Here is an 18,084-nt window from a genome sequence, read left to right on the forward strand (position 1 = left end):
GCCGTCATTGGGTCTTCGGCGTCAGATCGTTCCGCCACCAGTTGGAGAGGATCCAGCCCTCCGCCGTATAGAAGTACGGCAGGCGGGTCGGGTAGGACATCGTCTTGCGATAGGCCACGCGATGCGAGGCACTGTACCAGTTCGGCACGATGTAGTACCCGTGCATCAGCACGCGGTCCAGCGCACGGCCCGCCGTGACGAGTTCGTCTCGGGTGTGCGCGTGCAGCACGTGGTCCACCAGCTTGTCGATGGCCGGCGATTTCACGCCGAACAGGTTGTCCGAGCCAGGCGTGGTCGCGGCCTCGGTCGTGAAGCGGTCGCGCAGCTCGTTGCCGGGGCTTTGCGAGTCCGGGAAGCGGATCGACACCATGTCGAAGTCGAAATCCTCCAGGCGCTTCTGATACAGGGCGAAGTCGGTGGTGCGCTGGTGCACCTCGATGCCGAGTTTCTCCAGATTGCGCACATAGGTGGTGATCACCCGGCTCATCGCCCCGCCGTCATCGAGGAATTCGAACACCAGCGGCTCGCGCTTGGCGTTGCGCAGCGCGCCGTCCTCGTAGGTCCAGCCGGCCTGGGCCAGCAGGCGGCGGGCTTCGCGCAGGTTGTCGCGCAGGGAGCGCGGCGCATTGGTGGTGGGTTGCACCACATCGAGGCCGAACACCTCCGCCGGCAACTGGGCGCGCAGCGGCTCCAGCAGCGCCAGCTCGCCCGGGCCGGGGCGACTGTCGAACGTGGCGCTGGCGGCCAGCTCGCTGTTCGAGAACCAGCTGTCCAGCCGCTTGTACGCGCCATAGAACAACTGGCGGTTCAGCCATTCGAAGTCCAGCGCCAGGATCAGCGCGCGGCGGACGCGCACGTCCTGGAACACCGGTTTGCGCAGGTTCATCACGAAACCCTGCATGCCGGCGCCGTTGCGGTGCGGGAACTCGGTCTTGATCAGCTCGCCGTTGCGAAAGTGCGTGCCGACATAGCTTTTCGCCCAGTTTTTCGACCGATACTCGACGATGGCATCGAATTCGCCGGCCTTGAACGCCTCCAGCTTGGCCGTCTCGTCCTTATAGAGCCGGTAGACCACGCGACCGAAGTTGAACGTGCCGCGCCGCACGGCCAGATCCTTGCCCCAATAGCTCGGATTGCGCTTGAAATTGATACCGCGGCCGGCGTCATAGCGTTCGATGACGTAGGGGCCGCTGGTGATGGGTTCCTCGAAGGTCAGCTTGTCGAACGGCACCTTGGCGGTCCATTTCTTCGAGAACACGGGCAACGAGCCGACGATCAGCGGCAATTCCGTGTTGCGCTGCTTGAAGTCGAAGCGCACGGTGCGCTCGCCGGTCACGACCACGGCCTTCACGTCGGTACACATGCTGCGGTAGCCAGGGCTGGCCGCCTTGCTCATCAGCATGTCGTACGAGTACTTGACGTCCGCGGCCGTGACCGGATCGCCATTGGTGAAGCGCGCCTCGGGCCGGATGTGGAAGGTGACGGACAGCGCGTCGGGCGCCACGGTAACGTCATCGGCCAGCAGGCCATAGGCGCTGGCAGTTTCGTCCGCGCTGCTGATCAGCAGCGACTCGAACATCAGCGCGTTCAAGCCGGGCGCCGCGGTGCCCTTGAGCGTGAACGGATTGAATTTGTCGAAGCTCGTGCGTCGGTCGGGGTTGGCCAGCGTCAGCGTGCCGCCCTGGGGGGCATCGGGGTTGACGTAGTCGAATTGCTTGAAATCGGCCGGATACTTGAGGTCGCCGTGCAGGGCAAATCCGTGCGCGGCATGCGCCAATACGGGAAAACCCGAAGCCAGTACGAACATCCACAGCGCCAATGGCGCCAGCCCCCGCACCTTCTGCAGCAACGCGCCACCACGAAAGCACTGCCCTGCCGCCTGAAGCGGCCAACGTGCGCGAATAGGCATCCCGTTGCAGACCTCCACTCTGACCTGGACATGCCCGGCGTCTTGTGGCCGGGCGAAGTTGTGCGACAATTTTACATGCGTCCGGGTGGCTCCCAGCCATCCGGACATTCCCTCTACGCGGCGCAACAAACTGCGGGGAACTTTACCCGTCGTGCACCGGCCCCGGGGCCGAGCATGAAACATGCCCGCCCCACCCTCACATATCTTGGAGAACTTATGGGATTTCTGGCAGGTAAGCGGATCCTGATCACCGGCTTGCTGTCCAACCGCTCGATCGCCTATGGCATCGCCTCCGCGTGCAAGCGCGAGGGCGCCGAGCTGGCCTTCACCTATGTCGGCGAACGCTTCAAGGACCGCATCAGCGACTTCGCCAAGGAATTCGGCTCCGACATGATCTATGAGTGCGACGTGGGCAGCGATGAGCAGATTACCGCGACTTTCGCCGCGCTGGGGCAGCGTTGGGAAAAATTCGACGGTTTGGTGCATTCGATCGGCTTCGCGCCGCGCGAAGCCATCGCCGGCAATTTCCTGGACGGGCTGTCGCGCGAAGGCTTCCGCATCGCGCATGACATCTCGGCCTACAGCTTCCCTGCACTGGCCAAGGCCGCGCTGCCGCTGCTGTCCGACAAGGCATCGCTCCTCACGCTGACCTACCTCGGCGCCGAACGCGTGGTTCCGAACTACAACACCATGGGCCTGGCCAAGGCGTCGCTCGAGGCAAGCGTGCGCTACCTCGCCGAAGCCGTGGGCGGGCGCGGGATCCGCGCCAACGGCATTTCGGCCGGCCCGATCAAGACGCTGGCTGCGTCCGGCATCAAGGACTTCGGCAAGCTTCTCAAGCATTTCGAGGAAGCCGCGCCGCTGCGCCGCAACGTGACGATCGAGGAGGTGGGCAACGTAGCCGCCTTCCTGCTGTCCGATCTGTCCAGCGGCGTGACGGGCGAGATCACCTATGTCGACGGTGGTTTCAATGTTGTCGGCGCGGGGGGCGTGGGGGAGTAATCCCGGCACACGGCCTGCGACCATGGAGAGCGCCCCAGCCGGGGCGCTTTTTTTTTGCGTTTCTTCGTCGATTGCCTTCCGCCGTATTTGCTGCACTGCAACAAAGACGGCCTCAGGTGTCCGGTCGGCTATCATGGCGATCCTCCCCGAAGTAGCTCCCCCATGATTTCCGTTCGTAATGTCACGCTGCGTCGCGGCGTCAACGTCGTGCTCGACCGCGCGTCCGTCACCTTCAACCCCGGCGAGAAAATTGGTCTTGTCGGCCGCAACGGCGCCGGCAAGTCGTCCTTCTTTGCCCTGCTCAACGGCACGCTGCACGAAGACAGCGGCGAGTTCTCGATTCCCGCCGCGTGGAAGATGGGCCAGGTCGCGCAGGAGATGCCGGAGACCGAGCAAAGCGCTACCGATTTCGTCGTCGAGGGTGACACCGTGCTGTTGGCCGCACAGGCCGAAGTTGCCGCCGCCGAGGCCAGCGACGACGGCATGCGCATGGCGCACGCCTACATGGCCCTGCACGACGCTGGTGCACACGATGCCCCCGCACGTGCCCAGGCGCTGATCCTGGGCCTTGGTTTCGGTGCCGCGCAGCTCAGCCAGCCGGTCAACAGCTTCTCCGGCGGCTGGCGCATGCGACTGCAACTGGCGCGCGCGCTCATGTGCCCATCCGACCTGCTGCTGCTCGACGAACCGACCAATCACCTTGACCTCGACGCACTGGTCTGGCTGGAAGCCTGGCTCAAGCGCTATCAGGGGACCATGGTCGTGATCAGCCACGACCGGGAGTTCCTCGACGCCGTGACGCAGGTGACGGTGCACGTCGACAATGCCAAGCTGGTGCGTTACGGCGGTAACTACAGCAAGTTCGAAGACATGCGCGCCGAGCAGCTCGTGTTGCAGCAGGCCGCGGTGGCGAGGCAGGCAGACAAGATCGCCCACCTGCAGAAGTTCATCGACCGCTTCAAGGCCAAGGCCTCGAAGGCGAAGCAGGCGCAGAGCCGGGTCAAGGCGCTTGAACGCATGGAGAAGATTGCACCGGTGCTTGCCGATGCGGAGTTCAACTTCGAGTTCAAGGAGCCTCTCAACGTCCCGAACCCGCTGCTGTCGATGCTGGACGCAAGCTTCGGCTACCCGGCGCCGGCCGGCGCGCTGCCAGGCACGCCGCCCACGGTCATCGTAAAGGGCATCAACCGTTCCGTGCTGGCCGGGCAGCGCATCGGCATTCTCGGTGCCAACGGCCAGGGCAAGTCCACGCTGGTGAAGACAGTGGCGCACGCGCTGGCGCCCGTGGCCGGCGAAATCAGCGAAGGCAAGGGCCTGAATATCGGCTACTTCGCGCAGCAGGAACTCGATGTGCTGCGCCCGCTCGACACGCCAATGGAGCACATGATCCGCTTGGCCAAGGACACGCCGCCGCACATGCGCGCCCCCGGCCAGAGTGGCACCGAGCAGTCCCTGCGCACCTTCCTCGGCACCTTCAACTTCAGTGGCGACATGGTCCATCAGGCGGTCCACACGATGAGCGGCGGCGAAAAAGCGCGGCTCGTGTTGTGCATGATCGTGTGGCAGCGCCCCAACCTGCTGCTGCTCGACGAGCCGACCAACCACCTCGACCTGGCCACGCGCGAAGCGCTAGGCATGGCACTCAATGAATTCGAAGGCACGGTGATGCTGGTCAGTCACGACCGGGCCCTGCTGCGCGCTGTCTGCGATGAATTCTGGCTGGTCACCAAGGGCGGCGTCGAGCCCTTCGACGGCGATCTGGACGATTACCAGCAGTTCCTGCGCGACGAAGCCCGTCGCATGCGCGAGCAAGCTGCCGCGGCGCCGACGGTCATCGCCTGAGAAGCCCTTCATCGGACTGCAATCTTTTGCGGGGACCCGTGTTGACGCCCCTCAGATAGAACAATTGCGAATCTCTCCGGGCAACTGATCCGGATCAATCACCAGACAGGCGGCCCATGGAAAAACCTTCCTTTCCAACTCGAAGAGGAAAGGATCATGATGAAAAAGCTGGCCCTGGCGTGCTGCATCGTTGGCGGGCTTAGCGGGTGCGGCGGCGATGGCGGGTCCGACCATCCCCCTGCGCCGCCTGTCCCACCCAATCCACCCGCCCCGGCTGCTCCCCAGCCTTCGGCCGATCTGCTGTCGGTCGCTTGCACCGGCTGTGGCGCCGTCGACGCCAATACGTATGCCGGCACCCACGTGGGGGTCTGGCGGCATGTGAATGCCAGCGCCGCCCCGGTCGATGTGCCGGTCAATATCCGGGGGCTCTCCGGGCACGACGTCACGCTGGTCTTCACCAACCAGGGCGCCGAGCCGCAGGCAATGCCGGCCCTGCCGCTGGTGCCCAAGGCATCCGCGTCGGCGATCGGCAAGAGTTGGCGCCTCGATGGGGAGGAAAGCACCCTCATGCGACGCATCGGCGAATTCAACGCCCACGGCTGGGCCCGGCTGGCGGCCACACGCCCCCTGGCGGCGCGGGAGGCGCGGGAGGCGCGGGAGGCGCGGATCACCCCGCGCCAGGCCACGCTCAACGAGACCCGCACCTGGCATGACGCGCAAGACCAGCCGCACACCGCGGCCCTGGTGCGCCAGTCACAGGCCAGTGATGGCACGGCCGTCAACTTCTGGATCGAGAATACCGAGCACGGCCCTGCCAAGGTCAGTGACGCCACCATCGACGCGCTTGCCGCCAGTTTCCTGGGGCCGGGCAAGGTCTACGACCTGCTGACACACGTGGGCGGGCCGCTCTGGGGCGCGCATGGGTACGCGGATTTGATCCCCGGTACCGGTCAACCGCTCGATATCGTCATTCTCAAGCTGACCAGCGACAATCCATCCGCGCGGCTGATGGGCTATTTCTATGCACGCGACGTGATCCGGCGCAGTGCCGGCTTTCCCCATAGCAACGAAGCGGTGGGCTTCTTCCTGAACTCGGAATTGCTGTACGCTGCGAATGACGCTGCCGTGAGGGTAGTCGCCAGCACCATGGCGCATGAAGGCATGCACTTGCAGAACTTCTACCGCCGGGGCGCCGGCCACGGCCCGAAATACCTGTTCGATACCTGGCTCGACGAAGCCACCGCGATGATGATGGAGGACTTCGCCGGGCATGCCATCGACCCGGCCATGAACGAGATTCGCGATATCCGGTTCCGCGACTACATCGGGATCCGCAACGGCATGTACAACTGCAGCCTGACCACGTGGGAACCGTTCGGGGATACGTGCGAGAGCTACTCGGTGTCGGGCTCGCTGGGCGGGTTTCTCAATCGCCAGCTTGGCGCAGGATTCCTCTCGCGGCTGCTGCGCGACGTGAGCAGCGAGAACTCCCTGGCAGTCCTTGACTCGGCGATTTGGGCGGAGAGCACCGGCACGGGGCTCGGCGAGCAGTTCCGCCGCTTCTCGGCGACAGCCGGATCGCTGATGCGGGCCGCCGACAGCCCCGCTGGCTACGGCTTTCCGGCGCGCATCGACGGTGCGCTCCGACTGCCATTGATCGATCCGCAGAATCTGGCCGGGATCCGCGCGCTAACGCAATCCGTGCCGGCGCAACTGCAGCCGTACGCGAGCATTCCCATCGCCAGGCCAGCGCTGCACGGTATCTATAGCGAACGGGTGAGCGTGCCGCCCGGCACCGCGCTTTCGGTGGTCATCCAATGAGGAGCGTGACAAAGCGCAGCCTTCTGGCCATGGCGGCAGCCGGTTGCCTCGCGGCCTGCGTCGGGTCGACACCGCCCCCGGCGCTGGGCGCGCGCATCTCACTCACGGGCGAGGTGCGGATCATCGGCAATGCGCCCCACCCCATGGCCGTGCTGCAGGTGGACGATCAGACGATATGGGAGTTGACCGGGATCAGCATCGCGCTGGCTCGGCCACTGGTGGGCCGGCGGACAACGGTCACGGGGACTGTACGACGGGCGCCGGCACCCGGAACCTGGATGCCTGCCCTGGAGGTGGAAAGCACGGCGCCGCCGTGAACCTTCCGCATGAAGACTTGGCCCGCCCTAGAGGATTCGAACCTCTGACCGCTCGCTTAGAAGGCGAGTGCTCTATCCAACTGAGCTAAGGGCGGCCGGGGTGCCACGAGCCTTGCCGTGGCGGCAAGGCCAGCATTCTACTCCACCGCGCGCGCGAAATCAGGTGGATTCGCGCTCGCGCACGCGGGGCCGGCGCGGCATGCCGACCGGCTCGCCGCTGTCGTGCGACGACACGCAGTTGCGGCCCATCTGCTTGGCGTCGTAGAGCGCACGGTCGGCACGGCGCATGACGGCATCGGCGTTTTCGCCAGCCTGCCGCTCGGCCATGCCGATACTGACGGTATAGGCAATCGGGTCCGGTTCCGAGGGGCACGGCGCGCCGCGCACGATCGCGTTCAGCCGCAGGCTCACTGCACGGCCCGCTTCCATCCCGGTATCGGGCAGGACGATGGCAAATTCCTCACCACCCAGTCGCCCCAGCACCGCCCCCGGCGGCGCGGCCTTGCGCAGCAGCCCGGCGAAGTGGCGCAGTACGCTGTCGCCGGCCAGGTGGCCATACAGGTCGTTGATCGCCTTGAAGTGATCGAGGTCGATGAACGCCACGGTGAACGACTGGCGCGTGCGTTCTGCCTGCTTGCAGGCCAGCTCGAGCTCCTCCCAGAACGCGCCGCGCGAGAGCACATCAGTCAGGTCGTCGTGCCGCGCGCGACGCTCCAGCATCCGGCGCAGCCGATCGTGCGCCATCAGCGCGAAGCTGACCGACAACCCCACCACCCCGAACACGAACCAGACCGTGACGCCACCATCGGCATCGACCGGCGTGCGCGGGCGCGTCTGGCCCAGCGCCTCCAGCATCGGCAGCACCTGCATGCCTGCCAGCGCAGCGCAGGCCAGCGCCACGAAACAGAGGCACAGCGCAGCCAGCCGCCCGGTGCCACGCTTCTCCGACACGCACGGCGCCGTGATGCGGATGATCTCGAGCGACAGCAGTATGTGTATACAGGAAGCGGCCAGCGAGAGCGACACCCCGAGCGACGCCGACTCCGGCAGCGAGGCCGGCGCAAGGTGGCTGGCCGCATGAGCCCCCACGGCGACCAGGGCCGGCAGGTTGGCGATGGCCAGCACCCTGCCCCGACCCGGCCTGCCGACGAAATGGCGTGTGCCATAGACCATCATCGACAATCCCACGCTCAGCGCCAGCTCGGGCAAGCCGTGGAGCGGCCATTCGGCGCGCCACGCATGGGCCGCCAGCAGCACCACCGCGAGCGTGACAATCAGGTCCCCCAACGCCCACGAGGTCAGCCCGCTACGCTCCATCCCCGGCGCGCGCCGCAATACGGCACAGACGACCGCCATCTGCAGCGCAAACAGGCCTGCGATCAGCACTACCACCTGCGACTGAAACATCTTCCTTCCCGTTCACCGAGGCATCGCCAGGTGCTCCGCACGGCACCGGGAAACCACCTTCTGTTTGCGGCCTGCGATGGCCGTCCTGTTTTGTTTCCGCAGGTTCCGGGCGCCCTGGGCAGCCGGTGGCGCAAGGGCACCGGTGGGGCGTGGCTCAGGCACTGCCGCGCCGCTCGCGTCGCTCGCGGCGGCTGGCGCACCATTGTTGTGATAATCGGGACCGGGTCCGGATGGGAACAGCATCCCGGCGACATGCGCCGGTCGGACCTTTGCGGTGTGCGGATTATGTCAGCGCCCGGAACCAAGTCAAGCCCAAAGCGCCCCGCTGAAGCGGGGTGTTGGGCGCAGCGCCGATTACGTCACGTTTTGGCACCAGAAATGATCATTGCACGTCGTGATTGACCGCGCGAGCCGTACCGGGCTAGAATCGCCGGCTTCGGAGCGTAGCGCAGCCTGGTAGCGCATCTGATTTGGGATCAGAGGGTCGTAGGTTCGAATCCTATCGCTCCGACCAGTTTTGCAGGCAGTTTTAGGCAGTAGAACAAGTTGTGGAATCAAGGGCTTACGTCTTCGGCGTAGGCCCTTTTTTCATGGCGCCGCGCCAGCGGCTGCGCCATGCTGCAACGCCAGGCGTGCTATAATCCCGCGTCAGTTCCGGGGTATCTGAGCATGCCCTGTAACCGGGTCCGTGCCGCCAGGCACACTGGATTTTTCGGCGCCGCACCCCCAGATTCGGGGTATGTCGCGGCCGGCCAGACCCGGAAACACCTTGCCCGCCTGTCCCGAGACGCACAGGGCCGTGCCACGGCACGGTCCAGCCCGATCCATCATTCGTCGGGTGCTTCACACGCATTCCCTAAAAACTTACGCAGCTCTCGGGGCTGCCGCAAAGGAAAACAGATTGGCTAAGGAAGAACTCATTGAATTTGGCGGCGTGGTGTCGGAAGCCCTGCCCGACAACCGTTATCGCGTCACGCTGGAAAACGGCGTGGAAATCTGGGCATACGCCTCGGGCAAGATGCAGAAGCACCGTATCCGCATTCTGGCCGGTGACCGCGTGACCCTCGAAATGTCGCCCTACGACCTGACCAAGGGCCGCATCAATTTCCGCCACAAATCCTGAGTTCGCGCCGATTGGGCGAGCGCCGCTGTCACGCGGCTGACATCGCCCCCGCCGACACTGACGGGCTGCCTTCGGGCGGCCCGTTTTGTTTCCGGCGATTCGTTTGACGACGCGCATCCCGCGTCTTGCCTCCGGCCACCCGCTTCACCATACTCAAGGCACAACGAATACCTGCCGACATGAATCTGATCCTGTGGCGCCACGCCGAAGCCGAGGACCTGCCTGCCCCCCTCAGCCTCTCGCGCAGCGCCGACCTGCAACGCCCCCTCACGCGGCGCGGCCGCAAACAGGCCGAGGCCTCCGCCGCATGGCTGCGTGCCCATCTGCCCGCCGATCATCGCGTGGTCTGCAGCCCGGCCCTGCGCACGCGCGAGACGGCCGGCGCACTCAGTCGCAAGGTGGAAGTCATGCCGGACCTCGCGCCGGGCGCCGATGTCAGCGCCATCCTCGCCGCGATCGACTGGCCGCAGGGCCACGAGCACACCGTGGTGGTGGGCCACCAGCCATGGATTGGCCGCCTGGCCAGCCTGTTGCTGGCGGGCCACGAAATCAACTGGAGCGTGAAGAAGAGCGGCATCTGGTGGCTGTCTGCGCGCACGCGCGACACCGAGGCCCAGGTTGTCCTGCGCGCCGTCACCGGTCCCGATTTTCTCTAGGACGATGCACGCAGGTCCGCAATGGATCTGCCGCAATTCCGAGGCATGTACCTCAAACTGCAATACCTGTCTTTTTTTCGGATAACGACGATGGCGGTACGAAAGGCCGCTGGCTAGAGTCGGTAATGCGCCTCCCTGGAAGAGGGACGTCATGGAAGCGTCATCGCTGCTTCACGGCACTGTCACCGGCCCTCTCTACATTGTTTCGAAGCCGTTTCGTCACCGAAAGGACATACATGCGCGACCTTCCGACGCCTACCCAGCCGCTGTTTGACGCTCTGCCCACTGGCCGCTCCGGTCAGTCGGCGCGGAGCCGTCTTCCTCGTCAGCCAGCACAGCACCAAACCCATACACAAGCTCCAGCGCCTGCTTTCAGTGTGGCGTGGGCACGTCACCAGGACGAAGTAGCCGAGGCGCAGCGCCTGCGCTACAAGGTCTTCGCCGAAGAAATGGGCGCGCGGCTCCAGTCGTCGTCCACTGGCACCGATGTCGACATGTTCGACGCCTACTGCGACCACCTGATCGTGCGCGACCAGGAAACGCTGCGCGTGGTGGGCACCTACCGCGTGCTGCCCCCGCACCAGGCCAAGCGCGTCGGCTGCCTGTACGCCGAATCCGAATTCGACCTCGTGCGCCTGGCGCACCTGCGCCCCAAGATGCTGGAGCTGGGCCGCTCGTGCGTGCACCGCGACTACCGCTCGGGCAGCGTCATCATGGCGCTCTGGGCCGGGCTGGGCGAATACCTGCAACGCTACAACCTCGAGTCGATGCTCGGCTGCGCCAGCGTGCCGATGAGCGACGGCGGCCACTACGCGGCCAGCCTTCATCGTCTGTTCGCAGAGAAGTTCCTGGCACCGATCGAGTACCACGCGTTCCCGCGCACGCGCCTGCCGGTGGAAAACCTGAACCAGTCGCTCGACGTGGAACCGCCGGCACTGATCAAGGGCTATCTGCGCCTGGGCGCGAAGATCTGCGGCGAGCCGGCGTGGGACCCCGACTTCAACGTGGCCGACTTCCTGACGCTGCTGCGCGTGAGCGACATGAACCCGCGCTACGCCCGCCATTTCCTGGGCCTCAACCGCGGCTGAGTCCGCGACCGAAGCCTGTCGGCTCCCCGATCGAAACGGCACATTTCATCGGCATGAAAAAAGGCGACTCCGGAAACGGGGTCGCCTTTTTTGCTGGCTGCGCGAACGCCTGACGAATCAGACGTACACCACCTTGTAGCGCTTGCCCACGCGCTCCCATTCGTCGGACTCCTGCGCGAGGCTGTACTCGACGAGCGGGTTCGCGTCGATCCACACCTTGGGCAACCGCACCTCGAAACCTTCATCGAGCGCATCCGACCGCTGGCTGACCTCGATCTCGGGCAGCTTCACGTCCGCACGGCGCCGGCATAGTACAAACGCCAGACGCAGGCTGAACAGCATGCGCCAGTCGACGAACTTGCCGCTGCCGGACAGCTTGCCCAGCTTGCCCGCATGGCCCAGCAGAAGCGTCGCCAGCCGTGCCTGGTCGGTTTTCGAGAAGCCCGGCATGTCCGCATGCGTGGCGATATAGGCCGAGTGCTTGTGATAGCCGCTATGCGAAATCGACATGCCGATCTCGTGCAGACTCGCGGCCCAGCCCAGCAGGGCGAGGTTGTCGTCGCGGCGCTCGTTCGGCGGATCGGGGAACTGGGCGAGCAGTTCGCGCGCGGCCAGCCCTACCCGGCTGGCCTGCGCGCGGTCCACGCCGTAGCGGCGCATGAACTGGTCGACGGTGACCGTGCGCATGTCCTCGTGGTGGCTACGGCCGAGCAGGTCGTACAGCACGCCCAGCCGTAGCGCGCCGTCGGTCACGTCCATCCGGTCCACGTCGAGTTCGGCGAACACGCCCAGCATGATCGACAGACCGCCCGGCAGTACCGGGATGCGGTCGGCCTTGAGGCCGGCAAGCTTCACGCGATTGGCGTTCTCGGCCTTGATCAGCGCGCGCTTGAGCCGCTCCAGGCCCTCGCGCGTGATGCCATGCTCGGCCGGGTTGTCGTTCATGCCGTTCAGTTCGATCAACTCGGCCAGCGCACGCGCCGTGCCGGATGATCCCACCGCCTGCTGCCAGCCCGCCGCCCGATACTGGCGCACCAGCACCTGGATCTCGCGCCGCGCGGCCAGCTCGGCCTGCTTGAACGCGTATTCATCCACGTTGCCGCTGGGAAAGAACTGGCGACTGTGCGACACGCATCCGATATAAAGGCTTTCCATCAGCTTGGACTGATAGCCGCTGCCAATGATGAACTCGGTGGAACCGCCGCCGATGTCGACCACCAGCCGATTGCCCTGGCAGGCCGGCGCGTCATGCGAGGCGCCGAGGTAGATCAGCCGCGCCTCTTCGCGCCCGGCGATCACTTCAATGGGGAAGCCGAGCGCACTTTCCGCCTCGATCAGGAATTCGGACGCATTCTTGGCCACGCGCAGCGTGTTGGTGGCCACGGCGCGCACGTGCTCGGGCGAGAAGTCGCGCAGGCGGTCGCCAAAGCGGCGCAGCGCGTCGATGCCACGCCGCCGGGCGGGCTGGTCAAGGTATTTGTCAGGCGTGAGGCCGGCAGCAAGCCGCACGGGCTCGCGCAGGGCATCCACCTGGAAGATCTGGCTGGCGGGGCCGGAGGCCGTGGGCGTCTCGTCCACCCGCCCGATCATCAGGCGGAAGCTGTTGGAACCCATGTCGACGGCGGCCAGCAGGCGGGGATTCTGTGTCATTGCGTGCGTAAGTAGCGCAGGATCGGTGCAAGTTTGGCAAGAAACGCGCAAACCGGCCAAACGCGTAAGATTATGTCCTTGTCATGTCCACATCATGACAAAATCAAAGTGTCATCAAATTGACACGATTCTATGAAAAAGTCGCCACATCGCCAAAATAAGGTTCTACACATGATGACGACGCCGCCCGGCACGCTGCTGAACCGCGAGCTTGGCATTCTGGAATTCAATGCGCGCGTGCTGGCGCAAGCCGCCGACCCCAACGTACCGCTGCTGGAAAGGCTGAAGTTCATCTGCATCGTCTCCAGCAATCTGGACGAGTTTTTTGAAATCCGCATGGCGGGGCTGAAGGAGCAGATGCGCGATAACGCATCGGGCCTGACGCCCGATGGTCTCTCCTTCCTCCAGACCTATCAGCTCGTCACGGAGCGCACACAGCGGCTTGTGGCCTCGCAGTATGACATGCTGCAGAACGTGATCTTCCCCGCGCTCGAGCAGGAAGGCGTGTTTTTTCACCTGACCAACACCTGGACCGACGACCAGCGCCAATGGGCGCGCGACTTCTTCACGCGCGAGCTTGGTCCAGTGCTGACGCCGATCGCGCTGGATCCCGCGCATCCGTTTCCGCGCGTGCTCAACAAGAGCCTGAACTTCGTGGTCGAACTGTCCGGCAAGGACGCCTTCGGCCGCGACGCCGACCTCGCCATCGTGCAGGCGCCGCGCGCGCTGCCACGCGTGGTGCGCATGCCGGAGAAGCTGTCCGGCTACCCATATGGCTTTGTGATGCTGTCCTCATTCATGCAGGCGTTCGTGCATGAACTGTTCCCCGCCATCGACGTGGAGGGCTGCTATCAGTTCCGCGTCACCCGCAATTCCGACCTGTTCGTCTCCGAAGACGACATCACCGACCTGCGCGAGGCGCTCCAGGGCGAGTTGCCGGCCCGGCATTTCGGCGATACGGTGCGGCTCGAGGTCTCGTCCGATACTCCGCCCGCGCTCTCGCGCCGGCTGCTGCTGGAATCGGGCCTGACCGAGCAGGACCTGTACCGCGTGAGCGGCCCGGTGAACCTGGTGCGGCTGATGCAGATTCCCGATCTGGTCGACCGCCCTGCCCTCAAATACCCGCCGCACGTGCCGGCGCCGGTCAAGCCGCTCCAGGCCGGACTGGGCATGTTCGACGTGATCCGCCAGCAGGATGTGCTCCTGCACCATCCGTACGAGAGCTTCACCTCCGTGCTCGACCTGCTGCAACTCGCCGCGGCCGACCCGAATGTCGTGGCGATCAAGCAGACCGTGTACCGCACCGGCAACGAGTCGGCGGTCATGGAAGCGCTGATGACCGCCGCACGCAATGGCAAGGAAGTCACGGTGGTGGTGGAGCTGCTGGCGCGCTTCGACGAGGAGACCAACATCAACTGGGCAGAGCGGCTCGAGTCCGCCGGCGCCCACGTGGTCTACGGCGTGGTGGGCCACAAGTGCCACGCCAAGATGCTGCTGATCGTGCGGCGCGAGGCAGCCGGTCCGAAGGCCAAGCAGGTGACCCTGCGCCGCTATGCCCACCTGGGCACCGGCAACTACCATCCGCGCACCGCCCGGTTGTACACGGACTTCGGCCTGCTGACCGCCAACGAGAAGGTCTGCGAAGACGTGCACCACGTGTTCCAGCTGCTCACCGGCACCGCGGGCACGATCCGGCTGAACCACCTCTGGCAGTCGCCGTTCACGATGCACAGCAACCTCGTGGAGCATATCCGCGCGGAGGCGCGCAATGCGCGGGCGGGCAAGCGGGCGCGCATCATCGCCAAGATGAATGCGCTGCTGGAGCCGTCGATCATCGACGAACTCTACAAGGCGTCGCGCGCCGGCGTGAAGATCGACCTGATCGTGCGCGGCGTGTGCGCGCTGCGGCCGGGCGTGCCGGGGATGTCGGACAACATCACCGTGCGGTCGGTGGTAGGCCGCTTCCTGGAGCACCATCGGGTCTACTACTTCCGTGCCGATGGCGAGGACGTGCTCTACCTGTCGAGCGCCGACTGGATGGATCGCAACCTGTTCCGCCGCGTGGAGGTGGCCTTCCCGGTGCTGGATCGCACGCTGAAGGCGCGCGTGATCAAGGAAAGCCTGCAGGTGCACCTGCGCGACAACGCGTCGGCGTGGCTCATGCAGCCGGACGGCCAGTACGTGCGCAAGCGCTCGGTGGCCAAGCGGCAGCTCGTGAGCCAGGCGGAACTGCTGAGGATGTTCGGGAACTGAGAGGTTCGCCGATTCGCCCCTTCCCGCGTGCGGGAGGGGGCGATTTGCCGTGACCCTGTGTTACGCCGCGTGGCGGCGCGGGTCCGGCAGTTGCGGTGCCACGGCCGCCGGCTCATAGCCGCTGCGGTCCGTCGGGAAGACGATCCGGAAGGTGCTGCCGCGCCCGACCTCGCTGGTCACGCGCAGGTCCGCATGGTGGCGCGACAGGACGTGCTTGACGATGGCCAGTCCCAGACCGGTACCGCCCGTGTCGCGAGAGCGGCTGCGGTCCACGCGGTAGAACCGCTCGGTCAGGCGCGGGATGTGCTCGGGTGCAATGCCCAGCCCCGTATCGCTGACCGAAAACACCGAATGCCCGTCGGTATAGCTCAGCCGGATCGCAATCCGCCCGCCGTCCGGCGTGTAGCGCACCGCGTTCGACACCAGATTGCCCAGCGCCGACAACAGCTCGCTCTCCGCCCCGCGCAGCACCACACCTGCGTCGATCTCCGCAGCGATCTGGTGGCGGCCCTGCGACAGCGCCTCCGCATCGTGCACGAGGTGGGCCGCCAGCGCACCCACGTGTACGCGGTCCTGTGTCGGCGGCTGCACATCGCTCTCCAGTTTGGCCAGCGCCAGCAGGTCTTCGACAATGCGCTGCATGCGCATCGACTGCACCAGCATCAGGTCCACGTAGCGCCTGCGGTCTTCCTCGGACACCGGCAGGTCGCGCACCGTCTCCAGGAAGCCGGTAAGCACGGTCAGCGGCGTCTTCAATTCATGCGACACATTGGCCACGAAATCGCGCCGCATGGCTTCGGTGTTTTCCACCTTGGTGATGTCCTGCGTCAGCACGAGCTTGCGGCTCTCGCCGTAAGGAAGGATCTGGACAGAGGTGATGTTGCGCTTGTGCTCGCCCATGTCGCGCATGACCAGCGGTTCGTCGTAGCGTTCTCGGGTCAGATACTGGATGAACTCGGGGCGGCGGATCAGGTGCGTGATGCGCTGGCGCACATCGCGCCGCGCGTTCAGGCCGAAATGCTGCTCGGCCACGCCGTTGCACCATTCGATCTGGTCGGCGTCGTCCAGCATCAGCACACCGTACGGCGATGCCTGGATGGCCTGGATAAAGCGCGTGTGCTGCTGCTCCACCTGGAGCACCTGCGTGCGCCAGCGCTTGACCAGCCGATGCAGCCGGTAATAGACCTCGCCCCAGAGCCCCAGCGCGCTCGGGATTTCGCCATAGGCGGGGGCGTCGAGCACCTTCCACAGCCGGTTGATCTGGAACAGGTAGTAGCAAAGCTGCAGGAACAGCGCGATACAAAGGAAGGTCAGGCCGGCTACCGGCCCCACAAAGACGTACAGACCGGCGGCGATGACCGCCAGGCTGACGAGGATGGCCGCAGATCGGGCCCAGATGACATTCATGAGAGGGATGTGGAGTCAGGCGGCCGGCCGGATGCCGGGTCGACCGCAGTCATTGCGACGGAGTGTGCCACGATTCCGCCGTGGCGATGGTGCCGGCGCGGCCCCTCTTACTGCTGCTCCGCGCCAGACTTGCCAGGATCTGGCGGCCGGCGGATCAGTGGCTCGGCGAGCGTGCCAGCCGATACCCGCTGCCGCGTACCGTCTCGATCATATTGCTGTAGCCCCCGGGCGTCAGCGCGGCGCGCAGGCGCTTGATGTGCACGTCTACCGTCCGCTCTTCCACGAACACGTGGTCGCCCCAGACCTGATCGAGCAATTGTGACCGACTGTGCACACGCTCCGGATGGGTCATCAGGAAATGCAGCAAACGGAACTCGGTCGGACCGAGGTCGAGCTTGATCGGGCCGGTGTCGTCCTGACCGGTCACACGATGCGTGGCCGGGTCCAGCCGCAGGCCGTTGATGGCCACCACGTCGTCGGTCAGTTGCGGCGCACGGCGGCGCAGCACGGCCTTGATGCGGGCCAGCAACTCCTTGGGCGAGAACGGCTTGGTCACGTAGTCATCCGCGCCAGCCTCGAGCCCCATCACCTTGTCCTGCTCCTCGCTGCGGGCGGTGAGCATGATGATGGGAATCTGCTTGGTGCGGTCGTTGGTACGCAACTCCTTGGCGAAGGTCGCGCCCGACTTGCCCGGAAGCATCCAGTCCAGCAACACGAGGTCTGGCAGGACATCGCTCATCAGCGACAGCGCCTGTTCGGCGTTGTACGCTCGGATTGGATAGTGCCCCGCGTGCTGCAGGTTGACGGCGATCAGTTCCGCAATCGCCGGTTCGTCTTCGACAACGAGAATACTGCTTGGCATGTATGTTTTCTCCGCTCTCAGTCTTGCCGCCAGGGTCAGCTCAGCGCTTCGCGCTCCATATCCTCGCGCGAGGTATGACGCACGTCCGTCCCCTTGACGATGTAGATGATGAATTCTGCAATATTCTTGGCATGATCGCCGATTCGTTCGATCGCCTTGGCGATGAACAGGAAGTCCAGCGCCACCGAAATCGAGCGCGGGTCTTCCATCATGTAGGTGATCAGCTTGCGCACGAAGGCGCGGAATTCATCGTCGATGGCCTTGTCGTCCTTGACGATGCGCGCGGCCGCCACGGTGTCCAGCCGGGCGAAGGCATCCAGCGCCTGGCGCAGCAGCGTGATGGCCATCTCCCCCGACAGCTTCACCTCGGAGTAGTTGATATTGTGCGCCGCCGCGTCTTCCATGATGTGCTTGGTGCGCTTGGCCACCTTCTCGGCCTCGTCGCCGGCGCGCTCCAGGTTGGTGATGGTCTTCGAGATGGCCATCACCAGGCGCAGGTCGCGCGCGGTGGGCTGCCGGCGCGCGATGATGTTGTTGCAGTCCGCGTCGATCTCCACTTCCAGCGCGTTGAGCTGCTGCTCGCGGGCGATGACCTGGTCAGCCAGATCGGCGTCGAAGTCCGCCAGCGCGCGCATGGCGAGCTCGATCTGCGACTCGACCAGCCCGCCCATCTGCAGCAGCTTGGTGTTGATCGCGTTGAGGTCGGCGTCGAACTGGGTCGACAGGTGCTTGTCAGTCATGATGTTC

General features: G+C 65.2%; 14 protein-coding genes and 2 tRNA genes. 9 read left to right on the top strand and 7 right to left on the bottom strand.

The genetic code is table 11. The features are described from left to right. Window positions 1-4 precede the first annotated feature (4 nt). Window positions 5-1,909, bottom strand: a complete 1,905-nt coding sequence (locus tag KHO18_RS19820) for an extracellular solute-binding protein (RefSeq protein ID WP_211943743.1) — start codon at window positions 1,907-1,909, stop codon at window positions 5-7. A gap of 216 nt (window positions 1,910-2,125) precedes the next feature. Here KHO18_RS19820 and fabI point away from each other — a divergent pair, with 216 nt between their 5' ends. The 4 genes from fabI (at window position 2,126) to KHO18_RS19840 (ending at window position 6,891) form a co-directional block, all read left to right on the top strand. Continuing rightward, the gene (fabI, locus tag KHO18_RS19825; protein ID WP_211943744.1) at window positions 2,126-2,911 is read left to right on the top strand and encodes an enoyl-ACP reductase FabI; all 786 of its coding nucleotides are present in this window, start codon (window positions 2,126-2,128) and stop codon (window positions 2,909-2,911) included. A gap of 162 nt (window positions 2,912-3,073) precedes the next feature. After that, on the top strand, window positions 3,074-4,753 hold the full coding sequence (locus tag KHO18_RS19830) for an ABC-F family ATP-binding cassette domain-containing protein (RefSeq protein ID WP_211943752.1): 1,680 nt from the start codon (window positions 3,074-3,076) through the stop codon (window positions 4,751-4,753). A gap of 156 nt (window positions 4,754-4,909) precedes the next feature. Further along, window positions 4,910-6,574 (top strand): M30 family zinc metallopeptidase, encoded by a 1,665-nt coding sequence (locus KHO18_RS19835; RefSeq protein ID WP_244844927.1) that lies wholly within the window; start codon window positions 4,910-4,912, stop codon window positions 6,572-6,574. 5 nt (window positions 6,575-6,579) lie between these two features. Then, entirely contained in the window at window positions 6,580-6,891 is a 312-nt protein-coding gene (locus tag KHO18_RS19840; RefSeq protein WP_211943745.1) for a hypothetical protein, read from the top strand. An 18-nt stretch (window positions 6,892-6,909) separates the two neighbouring features. Here the strand turns inward: KHO18_RS19840 and KHO18_RS19845 are convergent. After that, window positions 6,910-6,986, bottom strand: a tRNA-Arg gene (locus tag KHO18_RS19845). Window positions 6,987-7,050: 64 nt separating this feature from the next. After that, window positions 7,051-8,298: a GGDEF domain-containing protein gene (locus KHO18_RS19850; protein ID WP_211943746.1), complete on the bottom strand. Its 1,248-nt coding sequence runs from the start codon at window positions 8,296-8,298 to the stop codon at window positions 7,051-7,053. A 437-nt stretch (window positions 8,299-8,735) separates the two neighbouring features. Here KHO18_RS19850 and KHO18_RS19855 point away from each other — a divergent pair. The 4 genes from KHO18_RS19855 (at window position 8,736) to KHO18_RS19870 (ending at window position 11,165) form a co-directional block, all read left to right on the top strand. Beyond that, a tRNA-Pro gene (locus KHO18_RS19855) sits at window positions 8,736-8,812 on the top strand. A 387-nt stretch (window positions 8,813-9,199) separates the two neighbouring features. Next, window positions 9,200-9,421 (top strand): translation initiation factor IF-1, encoded by a 222-nt coding sequence (infA, locus tag KHO18_RS19860; RefSeq protein WP_008641674.1) that lies wholly within the window; start codon window positions 9,200-9,202, stop codon window positions 9,419-9,421. 179 nt (window positions 9,422-9,600) lie between these two features. Next, complete coding sequence (locus KHO18_RS19865) at window positions 9,601-10,077, top strand: SixA phosphatase family protein (RefSeq protein WP_144201740.1); 477 nt, start codon at window positions 9,601-9,603, stop codon at window positions 10,075-10,077. A 236-nt stretch (window positions 10,078-10,313) separates the two neighbouring features. Then, complete coding sequence (locus KHO18_RS19870; RefSeq protein WP_211943747.1) at window positions 10,314-11,165, top strand: GNAT family N-acetyltransferase; 852 nt, start codon at window positions 10,314-10,316, stop codon at window positions 11,163-11,165. Window positions 11,166-11,282: 117 nt separating this feature from the next. Here the strand turns inward: KHO18_RS19870 and ppx are convergent, their stop codons facing one another. Further along, complete coding sequence (gene ppx, locus KHO18_RS19875; RefSeq protein ID WP_211943748.1) at window positions 11,283-12,815, bottom strand: exopolyphosphatase; 1,533 nt, start codon at window positions 12,813-12,815, stop codon at window positions 11,283-11,285. 132 nt (window positions 12,816-12,947) lie between these two features. Here ppx and ppk1 point away from each other — a divergent pair, with 132 nt between their 5' ends. Further along, window positions 12,948-15,068 (top strand): polyphosphate kinase 1, encoded by a 2,121-nt coding sequence (gene ppk1 / locus KHO18_RS19880; protein WP_144201746.1) that lies wholly within the window; start codon window positions 12,948-12,950, stop codon window positions 15,066-15,068. Window positions 15,069-15,128: 60 nt separating this feature from the next. On the opposite strand, the gene phoR is transcribed toward ppk1, so the two are convergent. The 3 genes from phoR to phoU all read right to left on the bottom strand — a co-directional run bounded on the left by phoR (window position 15,129) and on the right by phoU (window position 18,077). Beyond that, the gene (gene phoR, locus KHO18_RS19885) at window positions 15,129-16,475 is read right to left on the bottom strand and encodes a phosphate regulon sensor histidine kinase PhoR (protein WP_144201748.1); all 1,347 of its coding nucleotides are present in this window, start codon (window positions 16,473-16,475) and stop codon (window positions 15,129-15,131) included. A 154-nt stretch (window positions 16,476-16,629) separates the two neighbouring features. Beyond that, window positions 16,630-17,337, bottom strand: coding sequence for a phosphate regulon transcriptional regulator PhoB (gene phoB / locus KHO18_RS19890; RefSeq protein ID WP_130389766.1), 708 nt, complete (start codon window positions 17,335-17,337; stop codon window positions 16,630-16,632). A 35-nt stretch (window positions 17,338-17,372) separates the two neighbouring features. Beyond that, window positions 17,373-18,077 (bottom strand): phosphate signaling complex protein PhoU, encoded by a 705-nt coding sequence (gene phoU / locus KHO18_RS19895; protein ID WP_144201750.1) that lies wholly within the window; start codon window positions 18,075-18,077, stop codon window positions 17,373-17,375. Between the last annotated feature and the right edge of the window lie 7 nt (window positions 18,078-18,084).

This window comes from Cupriavidus campinensis, from assembly GCF_905397395.1.
Classification (GTDB): Bacteria; Pseudomonadota; Gammaproteobacteria; order Burkholderiales; family Burkholderiaceae; genus Cupriavidus; species Cupriavidus campinensis.

Excerpts from the sequence above, each read along its gene's own strand:
- KHO18_RS19820 (WP_211943743.1), bottom strand. The coding sequence starts at position 1,909 with ATGCCTATTCGCGCACGTTGGCCGCTTCAGGCGGCAGGGCAGTGCTTT.
- fabI (WP_211943744.1), top strand. The coding sequence starts at position 2,126 with ATGGGATTTCTGGCAGGTAAGCGGATCCTGATCACCGGCTTGCTGTCC.
- KHO18_RS19830 (WP_211943752.1), top strand. The coding sequence starts at position 3,074 with ATGATTTCCGTTCGTAATGTCACGCTGCGTCGCGGCGTCAACGTCGTG.
- KHO18_RS19835 (WP_244844927.1), top strand. The coding sequence starts at position 4,910 with ATGATGAAAAAGCTGGCCCTGGCGTGCTGCATCGTTGGCGGGCTTAGC.
- KHO18_RS19850 (WP_211943746.1), bottom strand. The coding sequence starts at position 8,298 with ATGTTTCAGTCGCAGGTGGTAGTGCTGATCGCAGGCCTGTTTGCGCTG.
- KHO18_RS19865 (WP_144201740.1), top strand. The coding sequence starts at position 9,601 with ATGAATCTGATCCTGTGGCGCCACGCCGAAGCCGAGGACCTGCCTGCC.
- KHO18_RS19870 (WP_211943747.1), top strand. The coding sequence starts at position 10,314 with ATGCGCGACCTTCCGACGCCTACCCAGCCGCTGTTTGACGCTCTGCCC.
- ppx (WP_211943748.1), bottom strand. The coding sequence starts at position 12,815 with ATGACACAGAATCCCCGCCTGCTGGCCGCCGTCGACATGGGTTCCAAC.
- ppk1 (WP_144201746.1), top strand. The coding sequence starts at position 12,948 with ATGAAAAAGTCGCCACATCGCCAAAATAAGGTTCTACACATGATGACG.
- phoR (WP_144201748.1), bottom strand. The coding sequence starts at position 16,475 with ATGAATGTCATCTGGGCCCGATCTGCGGCCATCCTCGTCAGCCTGGCG.
- phoB (WP_130389766.1), bottom strand. The coding sequence starts at position 17,337 with ATGCCAAGCAGTATTCTCGTTGTCGAAGACGAACCGGCGATTGCGGAA.
- phoU (WP_144201750.1), bottom strand. The coding sequence starts at position 18,077 with ATGACTGACAAGCACCTGTCGACCCAGTTCGACGCCGACCTCAACGCG.